The organism is Rhizobium aureum (assembly GCF_030182495.1).
Lineage (GTDB): Bacteria > Pseudomonadota > Alphaproteobacteria > Rhizobiales > Rhizobiaceae > Rhizobium > Rhizobium tropici_C.
On record NZ_JAQJCI010000018.1, the window covers coordinates 1 to 14876 of the forward strand.

At 57.9% G+C, this 14876-nt stretch carries 17 protein-coding genes; 5 read left to right on the forward strand and 12 right to left on the reverse strand.

Features of this window, described 5'->3' with window-relative positions:
- Positions 1-289, forward strand: a 289-nt coding sequence (locus PH552_RS27470; protein WP_285165710.1) for a transposase domain-containing protein, incomplete at its 5' end; no start/stop codon positions are given.
- Positions 290-365: 76 nt separating this feature from the next.
- Positions 366-1598, forward strand: coding sequence for a site-specific integrase (locus tag PH552_RS27475; protein ID WP_285166425.1), 1233 nt, complete (start codon positions 366-368; stop codon positions 1596-1598).
- 12 nt (positions 1599-1610) lie between these two features.
- On the opposite strand, the gene PH552_RS27480 is transcribed toward PH552_RS27475, so the two are convergent.
- From PH552_RS27480 to PH552_RS27530, 11 genes are all read right to left on the reverse strand, one after another.
- Entirely contained in the window at positions 1611-2234 is a 624-nt protein-coding gene (locus PH552_RS27480; protein ID WP_169645059.1) for a hypothetical protein, read from the reverse strand.
- A complete protein-coding gene (locus PH552_RS27485; protein WP_285166426.1) occupies positions 2218-2730 on the reverse strand; it encodes a hypothetical protein in 513 nt (170 codons plus the stop codon). Before PH552_RS27485 ends, PH552_RS27480 begins: the two co-directional genes overlap by 17 nt.
- A gap of 30 nt (positions 2731-2760) precedes the next feature.
- Positions 2761-3993 carry a hypothetical protein gene (locus PH552_RS27490; protein WP_169645057.1) on the reverse strand — a complete coding sequence of 411 codons (1233 nt, stop codon included), beginning with the start codon at positions 3991-3993 and terminating at the stop codon, positions 2761-2763.
- Positions 3990-4442, reverse strand: coding sequence for a hypothetical protein (locus PH552_RS27495; RefSeq protein WP_169645056.1), 453 nt, complete (start codon positions 4440-4442; stop codon positions 3990-3992). Before PH552_RS27495 ends, PH552_RS27490 begins: the two co-directional genes overlap by 4 nt.
- Positions 4443-4504: 62 nt before the next feature.
- Positions 4505-4987, reverse strand: coding sequence for a hypothetical protein (locus PH552_RS27500; RefSeq protein WP_169645055.1), 483 nt, complete (start codon positions 4985-4987; stop codon positions 4505-4507).
- Positions 4984-5478, reverse strand: coding sequence for a hypothetical protein (locus tag PH552_RS27505; RefSeq protein WP_169645054.1), 495 nt, complete (start codon positions 5476-5478; stop codon positions 4984-4986). The genes PH552_RS27500 and PH552_RS27505 overlap by 4 nt, the downstream gene beginning before the upstream one ends.
- On the reverse strand, positions 5471-5782 hold the full coding sequence (locus PH552_RS27510; protein ID WP_285166428.1) for a hypothetical protein: 312 nt from the start codon (positions 5780-5782) through the stop codon (positions 5471-5473). The genes PH552_RS27505 and PH552_RS27510 overlap by 8 nt, the downstream gene beginning before the upstream one ends.
- 22 nt (positions 5783-5804) lie before the next feature.
- A complete protein-coding gene (locus PH552_RS27515; protein ID WP_285166429.1) occupies positions 5805-6089 on the reverse strand; it encodes a hypothetical protein in 285 nt (94 codons plus the stop codon).
- A complete protein-coding gene (locus PH552_RS27520) occupies positions 6082-6522 on the reverse strand; it encodes a hypothetical protein (protein ID WP_169645051.1) in 441 nt (146 codons plus the stop codon). Before PH552_RS27520 ends, PH552_RS27515 begins: the two co-directional genes overlap by 8 nt.
- Complete coding sequence (locus tag PH552_RS27525) at positions 6515-7057, reverse strand: hypothetical protein (protein WP_169645050.1); 543 nt, start codon at positions 7055-7057, stop codon at positions 6515-6517. Before PH552_RS27525 ends, PH552_RS27520 begins: the two co-directional genes overlap by 8 nt.
- A 426-nt stretch (positions 7058-7483) precedes the next feature.
- Positions 7484-9115, reverse strand: coding sequence for a hypothetical protein (locus PH552_RS27530; protein WP_285166431.1), 1632 nt, complete (start codon positions 9113-9115; stop codon positions 7484-7486).
- A 1228-nt stretch (positions 9116-10343) separates the two neighbouring features.
- Here PH552_RS27530 and PH552_RS27535 point away from each other — a divergent pair.
- On the forward strand, positions 10344-11801 hold the full coding sequence (locus PH552_RS27535; protein WP_169645048.1) for a DNA cytosine methyltransferase: 1458 nt from the start codon (positions 10344-10346) through the stop codon (positions 11799-11801).
- Positions 11802-11807: 6 nt separating this feature from the next.
- Here the strand turns inward: PH552_RS27535 and PH552_RS27540 are convergent, their stop codons facing one another.
- Positions 11808-11966 carry a hypothetical protein gene (locus PH552_RS27540; protein ID WP_162736941.1) on the reverse strand — a complete coding sequence of 53 codons (159 nt, stop codon included), beginning with the start codon at positions 11964-11966 and terminating at the stop codon, positions 11808-11810.
- A 991-nt stretch (positions 11967-12957) separates the two neighbouring features.
- Here PH552_RS27540 and PH552_RS27545 point away from each other — a divergent pair.
- Together PH552_RS27545 and PH552_RS27550 are read left to right on the forward strand one after the other, a co-directional pair.
- Positions 12958-13272: a hypothetical protein gene (locus PH552_RS27545; protein ID WP_113249288.1), complete on the forward strand. Its 315-nt coding sequence runs from the start codon at positions 12958-12960 to the stop codon at positions 13270-13272.
- Between the two features lie 202 nt (positions 13273-13474).
- Positions 13475-14506 (forward strand): hypothetical protein, encoded by a 1032-nt coding sequence (locus PH552_RS27550; RefSeq protein WP_113249289.1) that lies wholly within the window; start codon positions 13475-13477, stop codon positions 14504-14506.
- The last annotated feature ends 370 nt before the right edge of the window (positions 14507-14876 follow it).

A 14876-nucleotide genomic window follows, 5' to 3' on the forward strand; every position in this document is an offset into this window, starting at 1 on the left:
AGCACTGGAGCGCTTCCTGACGGACGGCCGGATCGAAATCGACTCCAATGTCGTCGAGCGCGCGATCAGGCCCCAAACAATTACGAGAAAGAACAGTCTATTCGCCGGCAGCGAGGGTGGTGGACGCACCTGGGCGACGGTCGCCACCCTCTTGCAGACAGCCAAAATAAATGGCGTCGATCCGCTCGACTGGCTCTCCCAGACATTGACCCGCATCGCTCAAGGCTGGCCAGTATCCGAGCTCGAGGCGCTTATGCCATGGAACTTCAGGCCTGACGCCATCAGCTAACCGCTTACACTACAGCACACGCGACGCGAATCTTCAGATCGCTCCCTTCTCTCATTTTGGTCTGGATGATCTTCCGATGCTTCGCGAGCTGGTCGTGAAGATCAAGAAGGCCGCCAAGGCAGGGCAGCCGATCGAGACGCTCGTGAAGTCGTTTGCAGCCGGACATTCCGTTCAGGACGCTGAGCACTTGCATGATGTCGCGACCGGCCAAGGCGTGACGTGGGAGGTTGGCCGAGATCTGTATCTTGAGTGGTGTGGCCGGAACAGGAATCCCGACACCGCACGGGGCTATAAGTCGGCTCTTGGAGCGACACCTGGCTTGCACGACGACTTTGCGCCGATCCACGGAAAGCCCCTCGCGGCGATCCTTACACGAGATCTCGCACAGGTGCGCGACAACATTGTCGCTCGCTGCACCGAGAGAGCCATAGAGAAGCATGCCGGCAGCGGTAGCAAGAAGGATGTGGTCGCAGGTATCCGACAGGCTGACCTGACCGTGTCGGCTCTAAAAGCGGCATTCAAGCACTTCGTGAACAAGAAGCAGTTCAACCTCGACCGCAACCCTGCGGCTGACCTATCGAAGTGCCTGGAACGGCCGACCGAGATCGCTGGTCAGGACAAGTTCCGAGCCCTGTCGCAGCTCGAGATCGGCTCGCTCTGGGAAGCTATGGAAGCCTGCCCCAACGAGACCGTCCGCGGCGTATTGAAGCTGCAGCTTCTAACTGGACAGCGGCGGACGACACCCACCATTGCGCTTCAGTCGGCATTCCAGTTCGACTCCGGATCCTACGACTGCATTTGGGGGCTCGAGGACAAGAGCCATCACTGGAGAAAGCTCCCGCTGCCGCCTCTTGCCGCAAGCATCGTGAAGCATGCTCTCCGTATGGCGACCAACAACCCGGACTCAAAGCATCTGTTTCCGAAACAGCGACCGAAGAAACAGGGCGACACGATGGAAGGGCACATCAACGTCCGCACGGTATCCGACAAGATCGAGGAAATGAGGAAGCCCGGAGGCGTTTTCGAGATGATGCCATTCAATGTCTCAACGCATGATCTCCGTAAGGCGTTCGTCTCTATCGTCGGCCCCAAAATGTCGCAGTTCATCCTTCGCGGACGCCCGATGGACGCTGAAGAAGTCGAAATGATCACGCACAAGAACGAAGGCCGCGAGAGCGTTGCGCAGCTCGTTTACGACAAGAACAGCTATCTCGACGTGAAGCTTGAAATTCTGACCTGGTGGCAGGAATACGTGCTTGAGGGTCACCGGATGTACCTTGTGTCCCAAGAAATGAAGAAGGCGGCTTAGAGCCGCCTTTCATCAGTGCCGCGTTCCATCGTCCTGCGTCGCCGCGATCATCCGCGCGAATTCGGCACCTTTTTCGTCGTCATCGTCGTCGTCTTCGAGGCGCAGACCATATCCCGCATCAATGGCCGCCGACATCACTGCCGTTCTCGACATCTGCAGGAGTTCCATGACCTCTCGCATGTCAACCTCGCCGTGTGACCACATCCGCAGCAGCTCGTCTTTCATGACCGCCGGAAGGCCGTAGTCCGGCGGCAGCTTAATGAATCCATCGACATGCGCTTTCCAGAGATCGTTGATTTTCCCGTCATCCGGATGACGCTCGTCGACAAGATGCTCGTGATCTCGGCATAGTGTCAGTGCATACCGCTTGCCGAGCCTAAGATATCCTCCGCGACCGCAGACCTCGCACGTCTGACCGCTACGATGCCAAGCGATTTCTGACAGCGCGGTCGTTGCGTTGGCGGCCTCGACCTCGTCGCAATCGGTCGTCACGTAAATTCGCATCCGACCGCATGCACGCCATGCACGATGGAATCGGAATTTCCAGTGTTCCGGGTACGCGCTACCGACGACGATGAGATTGAGGACGATTGCCGCCCAGCCGTCACCGACCTCGACTTTAATGCTGCGTGTCATCGTCGTCCTCCCGCTTGCTATCGAGTAGGCCCTCAGCCTGCAGCTCCTGCATCATGTCAAGCCCGCCGCCGTAGTCCCGGACGAAATGGGTCATCGCCTCCTCGGCGGATTCAAAGAGGAACCCTACCGGATTCGCGGACCATTCAGCGGCATCAACGACACCTTCATGCGCCGCGCAGCGCACACGCGCCTCATCACCTGAACCGAATAGCTTGCCTCCCCGCCCGCAGCACTCGCAGGTGACCAAAGACTTCGCGCGAGCCGTCTCCCGGATCCGCAGGAATGCGCGGAACGGATGCGGCAGCTTGCGATCCGCGGGCAGATGGTCGTCGAGCGGGATATCGCCCGTGATATAAGTCGCCGAGAGCTTGAGGGCACCGTCGACGCGCTCGGCCGATACGATCTCGAACAACCATTCCTCCGGCAGCTTGCTCGCCTCTTCGACGGCTTCTGTGAGGATGTGCTGCCAGCCGTTCGCGACGGAAATATTCGACATTGTCCACCTTTTGGTCGGTAATTTCCGACATCATCCGTTGGTCTGTTTGTTCTTGACGCGCTCATACTCGGCGTCGATCAGGCTGCGCAGATAACCGCAAAGGAAAGTCTTGTCGTCGTCAGAGAGAGGCTGCACGCTCACCCAACTGCCAACTTCTTCGGCGACGTAGTGGTCCAAATATTCCGTCTTCACGACGCTTCCGTATGCCGCATGCTCGAGCGCACCACAGAACTCGAACAACAGCTCGTGCTCGCGGCCGCTCCTCGTCTCGAGATCGACTTCGATCTGACGCGCGATGAAGCCGCCGAAACTGTCCTCGTCGATCACGTGAAAGCTCGGCCGCGGCCTGACCGGATCCATGCCACGAAGCATGAACGCGCTCGCTGCCGGATATTCATCTTCGTTATGCCACTTCAACGGATCGGCATGCACACCGTCGTCGTCTCGAATACGACCAAGCATAGCCGAATGCTTGTCGCAGACCGTCTTCGCAACTGACGACAAGCGCAGCCGCCCCTGATTCCCGCACACCTCGCATGTCGCGAGCGATGCCAACCGTACTTCTTCGAGCATTCTGTCGACTTCAGCCCTGCAACCGCGCGCTCGGTAATCGCATCTTATGCTGAGCTGCATATAGCCGAACTTTTCTTTGCCGCCCGAGACCCTGCAGCGCCAAGACGACGGATGGGTTTCGATGCGATCGGCTGCGTGCTGAAGCAGATTTCTCCAGCCGATGTCCATCGCGAACGCGGCCTGCGGAGTGATCGTGCCAGGATTCAAATCTACGACCGCTTTATAGATATTCGTCCGAAGCTCGCCGCGAGCTTCCCTGAGTTTCTTCCATACCGTCAACCCAAAGATATCCCGCAACAGTTCTCGATCTTCGATGGACACGTCTCCGATCTTCGACATCATCCCTTCGAATGCAGCATCGAAAACGGAATCAACGAAATGGTACGCGCAGTCGGCGCTGTTGAGCTTGCAGATAGCCGCCGCCAGCGCCATCTCGCGACGGTATCGTTCGCTCAGAAAGCTTTCACGATTTTCTCGAATGATCTTCGCGACTTCGCGGACGGTTTCCTCTCGAAGATACGCGTGATCGTGCGAAGATAGCTCGTGGAGATAGTCGTATTCGTCCCGCAGCTCGTGAGCGACCTCGGGCTCGCTGAACTCCGACCGCCCCTTCGCGACCGTCATAGCGTATTCCCGAATGCGATCCATATACGCGCCGCGCAGCCATTCCTTACGCTTCTGATCAATCACGATGCAAACCTCCCGCCGAGTTTCATCCAACCACGATCGGTGAACGCCATCTTCCGGTCTCGATGTAGGTAAAGGAGCCGAAACCAATCCGTCGTGCACGGCCACTCGGGGTGGTATACGATGCCCGACAGCTGCCACTCGGCGGGACGCGCGCCGGACTGGAACAGCACGAGGCTCCACTGCTGGAGATACGGAGCGCGATACTGCTCTTCCGGTGTCGGGTCAGTCTGACGGGACAATCGGAATTCGAGGGGCGGCATGATGTACCCGTCCGGCGCCGCGAGTTCGAGAAGGCGACGGCCGAGCTGGAAGACGACGCCTTTATGCTTGACGATCATCCAGCCCACCCGGCGTGCCGTCTCGCGGTCAGCCTTCCAGTCGATGTCGAGCACTGCTTCAAGCTCCGGGCACCGATTGATCGCTTCGACGATTGCGGTCTCGATGTCCATAGACGCGATGCTAAGAGACCCCCATCTATGGCGGCGGAAAGCTCTCCGTGCTGCTGTCGATGTCAGTCCCATTCCGGAGCCTCAGATTCCACAAATGCATCGAGATCAGGATCGTATCGCCGCCAACTCTCTCCGCCACGCGCGCCGACGTAGAGGACCGCAGGCGGATCTAGCGGGATTGCCATCCGGCCTTCGTACAATGCGTGCTCGTCGCAGGTCGTCGTGTAGTAGCCCTGCCGATTCCGCAGAATGGCAGGCTGGCCGCACCACTCGCACGCGTAGTAAGAGCGCGCCTCGGCGAGTTCGCGGGCGTCAGCGATTGCCTTTGCAGTCTCCGGGGGGACATTCTTTAGGGCATCGTAAATGCGCAGCGTGCCCATTTTTTCCTTGATTTGTCGAACTTCGTAATTCGCTTCAGGCGGCAGCACGTGATCGACCACAGCGAAGTACGCATCAAGAATGTCAGCCCACCCCTCGCGGTGTTCAAACCAGGCTGCACGCAGCAGTCGGGGATATTTCAACTTCAGCGCCTCAAAAGTCATCATCTGCCCCATCCCTCCGGTGGATCACTCGGCACCATTTCGTCGGCTGCGGAATCGTATCGGTACCAGTCGCCGCCTCTCACCTGCATCATGCCCCCCATTCGGCCGGACGGCGAACGCGGCCACGAGCGCTGGTCTTCAGAGGCGTGCTCATCACACAGGCATTTCCACCACGCCCAGCGGCCGGGCGGCGGACGGCGGACAAATCCTTCCTCGCCGCAGGCCTCGCAAGTCAGTTCGGATTTAATCTGCGCTTTGCCCATTGCGAGACGCGCCTCGATCACCTCGGTGTCGCACCAGATGCGCATCCCACCGAATTTTTCTTTGACCTCGAAGACAGCGAGACTAGGGTCGTGACGCAGCGCTGCCGTCACGAATTCGGAGATGAGGGGCAGCCAGCCGATTCCGACATCGACATAGCGAGCGGAATCAAAAACTCCAGGATAGTCAGCCTGCAGGTCGGCGAGTTTGGTTCGCGGGTAATCGTCATGCATCGCAAGCCTCCTTTTCGTTTTCGCATTCGTCGCAGGTCACACGACGAGCGTCACCGCGATCACGGCCGGAACCCGAGCCGCAACACATGCACGTCGACAGCGATGCCGTAACGAAGCCCTGGATGCGGCGATTGAGGCAGAGCTGATCAGCGGGATCGAGGCTGCCATGATCGACACAAACGTGCAGCCAGCCGCGGTCGGCCGACAGCTCCGCCACTGACACGCCCGGGAAGTCGCGGTCGAGCGCGGCGCGGAGAGCAGATACGAGGTCGAACCAGCCGTCGGGGATTCTATTCGTCATCATTGTCGTGCATCCCCTTCGCGATCTATTCGAAGTACACTTCGAAACGCCAAAAAGTGATCGTGTGGCACAGCGCATCCAAGCTTGTCGGATCCACAATGTCGGTGAATTCGATGTCGATCCGGGTCTCGCCGCACGCACGTGCGAAGATTCCGGTGACGCGAACCTGCTGGTCGATGCCTTCCTCGCGCATGACGCGGAGCATTGAATCCAGTGCGGGCACCTGCAGATCGTGCAGCCGGATGCGGTCTCTCGGCGGAACGGCATCGCCGTGTGCGGCGACGAGGAAGGCGTATTCTTCGTCAGTCATGCACCCTCCAGGATTCGTAGCACTCACGACACAAGAAGCGGTCGCCGAGGATCGCCTCGGGATCAACAAGTAGTGCCTCCAGTCCGGTCTTCGCGATGATCTCACCGTATCGTCCGCAATGCTCGCACGCCTCGATGAGCCTTGCCCGCGCGCCTTCGAGCGCGAAATCAGCAGCATCTCGTTCGACACCGACAAGCTCAGGCTTGTTGCGAGCGTCGATGACCGCAAACCCGGCATTGCGCGTTTCGATGCTCATGATGTCGACATGCGGCAAGGCACGGAGATCGTTGAGCTGCGTGAAGAGATCGTAGACAATCGGCTGCAGGCCGCGGCGGAACTGAAGCCTCTCTAGCGGAGGGACGGCATCGCCGAAACGATCGACGAGGTCGCTGTACCAATCGGCGTCGGGGCGCAGAGGAAAGGTTTCAGGCATCCAGGGACTCCTTGATTTCGGCGAAAGTGAGCGGCGCGAGATTTGTATCCGGGCAGTCGATACCGACATCCCGGCTGCGGCCGAAAGGCGCCAGGTTTCCGTGTGAGTGGCCGAAGAGGTGGTAGGAACCATGGTGAGCGGCCGGCCACGTCCTGCATGCGTAATGATGGAGATGGATCCGGCAGTCTTCGTCGTGCGTCTCCAACGCCGCCGTCGGCGGGATATCCCACGGCAGATCGCGAACGATCTTCGAAACGCGTCCTTTCGAATCCAAGTCGTGGTTGCCGAGGATTAGGATCTTGCGGCCGTTAATCTCGTGGAACAGGTGCTTCACGTACTCGGCGTTGCCGCTGACAGCGAAGTCGCCCACGATGTAGAGGATATTGCCCGGCGCGACGCGCTCGTTGATGCGACGGACGATTGCGTCGTCCATTTCCTCGACAGTATCGAAGGGGCGCGTGTCGGGGCAGTGTCGGAGGATGCCGTGGTGGCCGAGGTGCAGGTCTGCGGTGAAGAATTTCTTCGTGAAGGACATTCGAGGACTCCTGAATAGACAAATGACAGCGGCTCCGCGCGGGGCGGATCAGGCGGCTATGCGTGCTATTCGGAGTACCTGCGTCATGAATGTTTCCTTCGTTCTCGACCCGGTCTTAGCAGGACCCGGGCAGGTTGAGAGCCCGTAGCCCGGAATAATGTCCCGGGAGAGTTAAAATTGCCCGATCGGATTACGGATAGGTCCGTGTATTTTTTAAATCTATATCGTCAAGGATATGAATTCGCTTGGATATATCATTTGCGATATTCCCGATCGCAAGAAGGGGTCCGGTGAGGATCCCTTCTCTGTTTTCAGTTGTATCCGCCGAGACGCAGCCAACGGACATCGAGTTCTTCATATACACAAGCGCTGACGTGTTCCCGCATCGGGCAATGGCTACGTCCGCAATGTTCAGAACGATCAGCGTCAGGAATGGCGGGAAACGGGGTCTACAGCGCGTTCGACCGTCTTTACCGTATCGACACTCGCCTGACCGTCTCCGATACGCTCAACGGGCTGTTTCTGTGCGTTTTCCTGCGTAGCCACCAAGGGGCACCCGGTTTCGGTCTTCGGATCAACCGCCTGTGCCGTCTCTTGGCGTGTCTCCGTGATGGGTTTCCGCTTGATCCGGTCGAATCTCCGCATGGTCTTCGATCCTTTCGTGTCTGTCGTCTTCTCCGTTTTCCGGGAGGACTTACGCGCACCCGCGCTATAACGATTCCGATTCTGAATCTCTTGTGGACTCCGTTTTGAATCTGAATCTGCCGCACCGGAGGAGGCAGGAGCGGGAAGGACGGAACAAGAAGAACCCATATGTAGGTCGGAGAACCACGAACGCTTTGAATCTTTTACAGAATCTAGGATGGGATGCGCCGTGTTCTCGACGACCTCTGCCATCGTGTCGATCAGCACCTGACGATCCTGTTCGCGGACGATGAACGAGTCGTGGATGCTGAGGGCCGGAATGCCCTTCTTCAGCGTCAGCGTATCGAGGATCTTCCGGCACATGGCCGCGTCGACGTTCTGCAGCTTCACGCCAAGATCCGAGTGGAAGAACTTGGCGATGGGAGCGTGACGAACCTTCAGGCGTGCGATGATGTCCTTGGCAATAGCGAAGTTTCCGCCGACATACTGTGCTGTCTTTCCAAGGGTCTCCGGGTAGTCCTTCGCATTGATCATGATGTTGAGCGCCCTCTTCACCGGGTCGCGCATCTCGTCGTGATATTTCTCGCCGATGTCGTATGCATCCCCGACGAGTGTCTCTCCGACCAAGTAGTAGAGAAACTTGGGGTGCTGGTTGCTGTAGTCCTCTTCGGTCGTGATCTGGCCGTCGAGCGTAATGAACTGCCGACGTTCGGCTTTAGGTACACTTTGCCACCAGGCACCGTAGAAGCGCCCTCCGAGGCTCATGGTGTCGTTGTAGACGCGGTACATGGACTGCTGTGACAGATCGACCGCGCTCCTCTCGAAATAGACGATGTCGCCGTCCTGACGGATCCCGCCGGAGAATCCGATATCCATGTCGCCGATCGCCTCGTTCATGCGCGCCATCCACTTCCATTCGCGGTCGATGGCCTCGTTCATCTTGTAGGGAATCAGCTCCTTCGTCTCGCGGTCGCGAATCCGGATCAGGGCGCCTTCCGGCTTCTTGAAGCGCGGGAGCCTGACTGACTGGAATTTCGATGCGTTCGGAATGAAGCGGCTCTGGATGCCGGTCCCTGCTGGGGTCGGACGCACACGCTCGTGCTCGGCGAGATATCCGGCTTCGTGCAGCGCGTCGATGACGGGGACAACGTTCCCGTATGTGTAGTCATCACCCCAGTAAATGCCCCTGCCGATGTAGTGGCTCTTGCTCCGGGAATACGAGATCCAGCCCTCCCTCTGCATGCGGACGTGATGATCCATTCCGGCGACGATAGCGGCTGCGGCGTTGCGCGCGCTCTTCGTCTTGAATGTTGGCAGGTCATCGAGCAGAGAGGCGACGCGCTCGTAGTCTGCGTTCGCGAAGAACGGCAGGGCGCGGTCTCTAGGTTTTTCGGCGGTGCAAGTGTCGTGCATTTCGCTGTCCTGGATCGTCTGAAAATCATCAATCTGGGTCTCTTGGTGGCCCCATGGACTCGATGGTTTGAGACGGCAGAGCGCACCGCAAGTCGATGCCGGCAGCCGAAACAACCAAGAAAGTTGACGCGGTTGAGCAATACGAGATCGCGTCAACAAACTTTTATTTTCAATAGTTTGCCTGATGCGCAGCCGGCAGGCAGGGTGAGATCACCTCCTCACGTAGTGAGGGCGGAAAAGATCACGTAGTGAGGAACGGAGGAGACGATGCCGAGGCCGAGGAACCCAGCGAAGGAAGCGCACAGGGCCGAGCAGGAGCGGTATCGCAAGCGGCTAAAGGAGGCGCGCAAGCCCGAGGCCCCGCAGGTCGACGGAGCGCTCGCAGCCGCATTCGCTGTTGTCCTCGGTCGCTTCCGATCGGCAGAGAAGTCTGACCCCGTCCTTGAGACGGTCATTGAGGCGTCGAAAGCGATCCTGATCGAGGCTGGTTTTGCCCCGAATGAAGCGGTCCGGAAGCTTATGGGACGGCTCCTATTCCGCGATGATTTGGACTCCCTGAATGTCATCACTAAGAAGCCGCCCAAGGGGGAAGCCTCCCCCCATTACTTCAGATTTGGGAAACGCCATTCTCAAGTTTCACTTAGTGAGGAAAATCGTGGAGATGGTGCATGAACACATACCGTCACAGATTCCGACCGCGTCCTCGCCCCGATCCTAGAGCAGACAAGCTCCGTGAGGCACTCCTCGTTCTGGCCGCAGTTGCGGCCGAGGATGCTGACTATGCAAAGTCTCGAAACGGCAGGGGCTTTTCCAAGTCCGACTCGAGCAAGGGCCATGCCTTGTCGAAAGTCTCTCTCACGTCAGCACTTCAGGATCGTAGCCTCGCCGCAGACATTCTCGGCACGGCTGCGCGTTATCGCCGTCAGGCCTCCCGCATCGCGCAAGGCACCCTCTTTTGACTTTCCCGCAACTTAAAACAAATTGCGTACATCCGATTCAGTTTTCGCCGGGGTCAGTCGATGAGCCGACTACGATCCGTCCTTCGAAAAGGAGGCGACCGTCACAGCTTCGGTGCAATGAGAGGATCTGCAGGAATTCTTGAGAGCCGAACGCTCCCGCGCCGGGCGAAAATTTAATCGCGGCGAAAATGCCAACGCGTTTACTTAGGCTCAATGGTCCGAGGCTATGAAACGGATATATCCGTTCCGAGGCGACGATGAGACCGTATATGAAAGCGATTGAGGTCTACGCTGGTGTCGGCGGCCTCGGCATAGGACTCGAGGCTGCTGGTATTCAGGTCGTGCACGGCCACGATATCGACGAGAAAGTCCATCGAGTCCGCACTGAAAACGGGTTCCCGGGATGGCGAGCGGATGCGGGAGACATCTCAAAAATCGGGCCGAGGATCACCGGATACGATATCGTGTGTGGGGGGCCGCCGTGCCAAGAATATTCGGTTGCCGGAAAGGGAATACTCGGCGAGCGCGCGGAGCTGACGGTCTCATACGCGCTGCTCATAGGAGCTACCCGGCCGGAGTGGTTCCTGTACGAGAACGTCCGACAGGCCGCCAAATCTCCGCAGTATCAGCAAGCTCGCAAACTCTGGAAGAAATACGGCTACGGCTTGACTGAGATCGTGCTCGACTGCTCCCTCTACGGAGTCCCCCAAAAGCGAAAGCGGTTCATAGTGATCGGCAGGCTACACGAGCGTGATGGATTCCTTGAATCGGCTATCAAGGCTGCCGCCGCAACGTCGCCGAAGGTGCTCTCGGAAATACTCGACCCTAAGGATCCGGACGACGCCGAACTGATCCGTATCGGCGGATATTTCACGCGTCCTTTCGGCGACGGCCGCGGTGTTCGGCGTCTCGATGAACCCGCACCGACGGTCTATCGGACATTCCGACAGGGGCCGTACGGCAAGCATCGCGAGACTCCCAACCCCCTCGATCACATTCCGGCAACCGAGGCGCACATACTGACGCAGCAGCAGATGTCCCGCATCCAGGGTTTTCCTAAGGATTTTGATTGGTACTCTGGCGGAGCGAAACCCGAGGAAATCGATCTGATGATCGCCAACGCGATCCCACCGTCACTCGGTTACTACCTCGGCCGCGTCATACGAGATAGGCATGCGGGGAAAAGCATGCCCACCATCGATCCGCGTTTCAGGAAATGGCTCGAGAAGCGAACATCGTCGAGGTCGAAAAAGAAGCTCTCTCCTGCAGTAGTCGCGAACATCACGTCTCGTCTCAATCGAGCCAGGAAGATCTTGGATGGTCGAACCTTTGACAATATCGACGCTGAAATCGCTGCGCTCGAAGCCTCGAAGAGCTTCAAGCCGCTCGACATTAAACAGAAGAGTGATCTCCGCAGCGCCCTGCGGCTGTATTCCGAGTGGCGCCAGAAGTTTCCGTTTAAGAGTTCCTATGACCGTCCTCCAAAGCCATGGCGGTCATTCAGACTATTCGGCCGCAGAGAAACTCCTTGGGAGCCGCAGTGGGTCGCCGAGCATGACATGGTTCCAGATCCGCCACCGAAGTCGATCACGCCAGCCAAACTTGGCATTCCAAGACTTAATCTGAACGCGCCAGCAAAGCACAGAAACAGAACCGAGGACTATCCCGACCGTTATGTGTCGAGACCGCTGACTCCGGAGGAAATCGAAGAAGTCTACGGCGACTGACTTGCATCACGCGCCGCCAGACGCGGCAGATGCGGGCGATATCGCACTCCGAGCAAGGCGGACGGTATCGGCCTCGGGCTCGATAAACGATGCGGAAGCGAGAGCCTTCCACGGGGCGAAATGCTTCTCGACGCTCCGCTCGCCAGTGCCCTGATTGTGAGACATCGCTATCCCTCCCAGTCACGCATTGACCTGGAAGGATGGTTTGCGGTCGGGATTCATGGCGCAAATGCGCCGGCAGAATCTCAGACGTAGCGTAGTTCCGGAGATAGTGCCCGACGAGGTCGTAGTCTTTGTCGCCGCGCTCGCGCGCCTTCGTCAGAAGCCGTGCCCGGTCGGGCGCGGGCGCGGACAGGTGGAGGGCGCATGGAATGCCTCGCCGACATCATCCTGCCCGGAGACGGATCATTGACGACGAGTTCGAACAGCGCGCGCTGGAGGACGCAACCCGGAATGGCTGCCCTTCAGACACCGGACGCCATTTCAACACCCATGGCAGATCTACGCCCGGCAGCCATTCGAGGTCATAGTCGCCCATTTCGGCGGCTGCGGCATCCGCTCGGGCTGTGCCAACTGGCGGAAGCCGTGGCTGTTCGCAGAAGTCCGTCCGTGAACGGTGGCCGACTGCATGCCTGTAACGTGAGCGACCGGGAGGCTGCGCAGAGAGCGGTCCATTCTGCCTGATCCGCATACGAGCCAACGAGCATTGCGTCTTCCGACGCTAGTGCTGTCGCAGGACGTGCTCGCATATACGGCCTGCACCATCGAACAGTAGAAAATTGCAGTCGGAACCCTGAGCAGCCATCTCATTTACTCAACGGACTTTTCCGTTAGTTACAAATTGCACGCATATGCCATATGCGTGCAATTTGTAACATAAGCATCTGATTATTCTTTGTTTTTTTAAATTTTCCCTCTTGCCAATCGACCCAAGGTCCGGTCTGCTTCAGCCACTGACACCAATGAAGGAGGCGCGTCAGATGTATCTAGTAGACATCCACAACGCAGGCGATGATCGATATCTCATCGTAACCGACACTCTGGCCCCAGCGGGCAATCGCATCGAAAAGGGGTCAGATGACCGTTTCCCCCAGCACCTTCAGAATGTCCTGGAAATGGAGATTCCATTGGGCGGCCTCGCGGAGGAGATCGCCCAATGAGCGTTGCCGACTATAAACTTCTGCGAGCCGCAAGCGACGACTTCCTGGGGTATCTTGTTAAACGTTATACTCCTGCCCGCCTCGATGAAGAGTTGCGCCCTGGCTTGATGCTCGCATGCTGTTACGATGCCTTAGGGTGGCAGGTCTGTTTACCAATCAATCCCGGAGGTGAGGATATCGTTGAAAGCCTGCGGCTTCAGGATGAAGGCGTTCGAACTCGCGGTGAGCTTATCGAATTCATGCGATCGACGGACTGGATTGAAACTATGCAGTGGATCACAGACGTAGGGCACGTTCGCATCATAGAATAGCAGGCGGAGCCTTTACTGGCGTCCAGAATTCCTTTCTGTGCCATCAAGTATATTTCCGCAACAGTAATCGAGGCACTCGCACTCTCCGACTAGGCCGGGCCACAATCCTAGCCAGTTGTCACATCCGCCACGCCGACAACCACGCTGCGCGCGTGATAGTGACCCGCTCGGCAAGCGCATCACCAAAAACAGGAAGAATATCATGACGAACTTCTACTTTGCCGTGGTCGATGACGCCGGCAACTACCTTGAGCGGGGCCTTGAATACCACCATGCGGCGCGAGTCTTGCTCGAGGTCGACGGTAATAGTTTCCGTTTTGCCACTCGTCCGGGTGAACTATGGGAACTGGAGTGGGGAAAATGGGGGGAGTGGCAACCGACAGGGATTCAGGCCCGCAGCCAATGGGACATCTTTTGGCAGGTTATAAACCGAGACGAGCCATGGGGTGGCCGGTACGCCGTCATGGAAGACTTAGAAGGCGATGAATGGTGGTGTATTGCCCAACCTGGCCGACCAGCGTTCTTTGGCTACGGCAGCGAAGGCGAAGCCCACTCTTTTTGCGGATACCTAAATGGAGGAAACCGCGAGGACAAAGGAGGCGCTTTTGAAGTTCGCAAACCGACCGCTGGAGATAAGTTCCATGGGGGCTACGGCTATGGCTCCGGGAATGCAAAACTGGCTGACGCACTTCGCGAGTGCCGCAGCGTCTTCGCCATCGACAATCAGGTGCCCGTGATCCTTCGCGACTTAACCTATCCTGATCGACTCTTCGAACTCACAAGCAAGATTTTCGTGCATCTTAATTGGGAAGAGAGCGACGACCTCCACTCGGACACGGGCTATCTGCGGATCCGGATTGATGAGAACTACATCCGTTGGTGCAAAGCTGATTGGCGTGCAGCTATCGAATCCGCGCTCCGCTCGGGTAGTGAGCCATCCGATATCCAATGCGGCCACCGAAATTCAACTGTGTCTCTCAAGGTGTCGCTTGAAACTACGAGCGGGCCGGACATTTTACTCTACCGGTGCGTGGGCGGTGTCGTCGACCAAGATTTGGACTTCGAATTGGATCGCCTGCGCGGGGAGATATACCACAAAATCGCGTCCGTCCCGGATTCAGGACGAACAGACTGTCTCCGTCAGGCCGCCCTCTCAAACGATGGTTCCCTGGAAATCAAATGCAAAAGGCGCGGCTTAGCATTGCTTTCACGTAGTCAACTTTCACAGCGATGACAGTACCCCAAACAGAACGACACCAGAACGAGAACAAAGCCATGGAACAAACTCGTATTTAACGGATTGCCCGTTTCTTTCCCTATGCATCCGATCCGTCGAACATCCACCTCACTGACGAGCTTGCTGGTCTTGAATGTGGGCAGGTCACCGAGGGAGGTCGCGATGCGCTCGTGTAGTCTGACGTCAAGAAGAACGGCAGGGCGCGGTCTCTTGTCTTTTCAGTGGTGTAAGTGTCGAGCATTTTTGCTGTCCCGAGTCGTCGTGAAAGTCATCGATCGGTCTCTTGGCGGCCCATGGACTCGGTGGTTTGAGACGGCGGAGCGAACTGCAAGCAGGTGCCGGCAACGGGAACAACACAGAAAGTTGA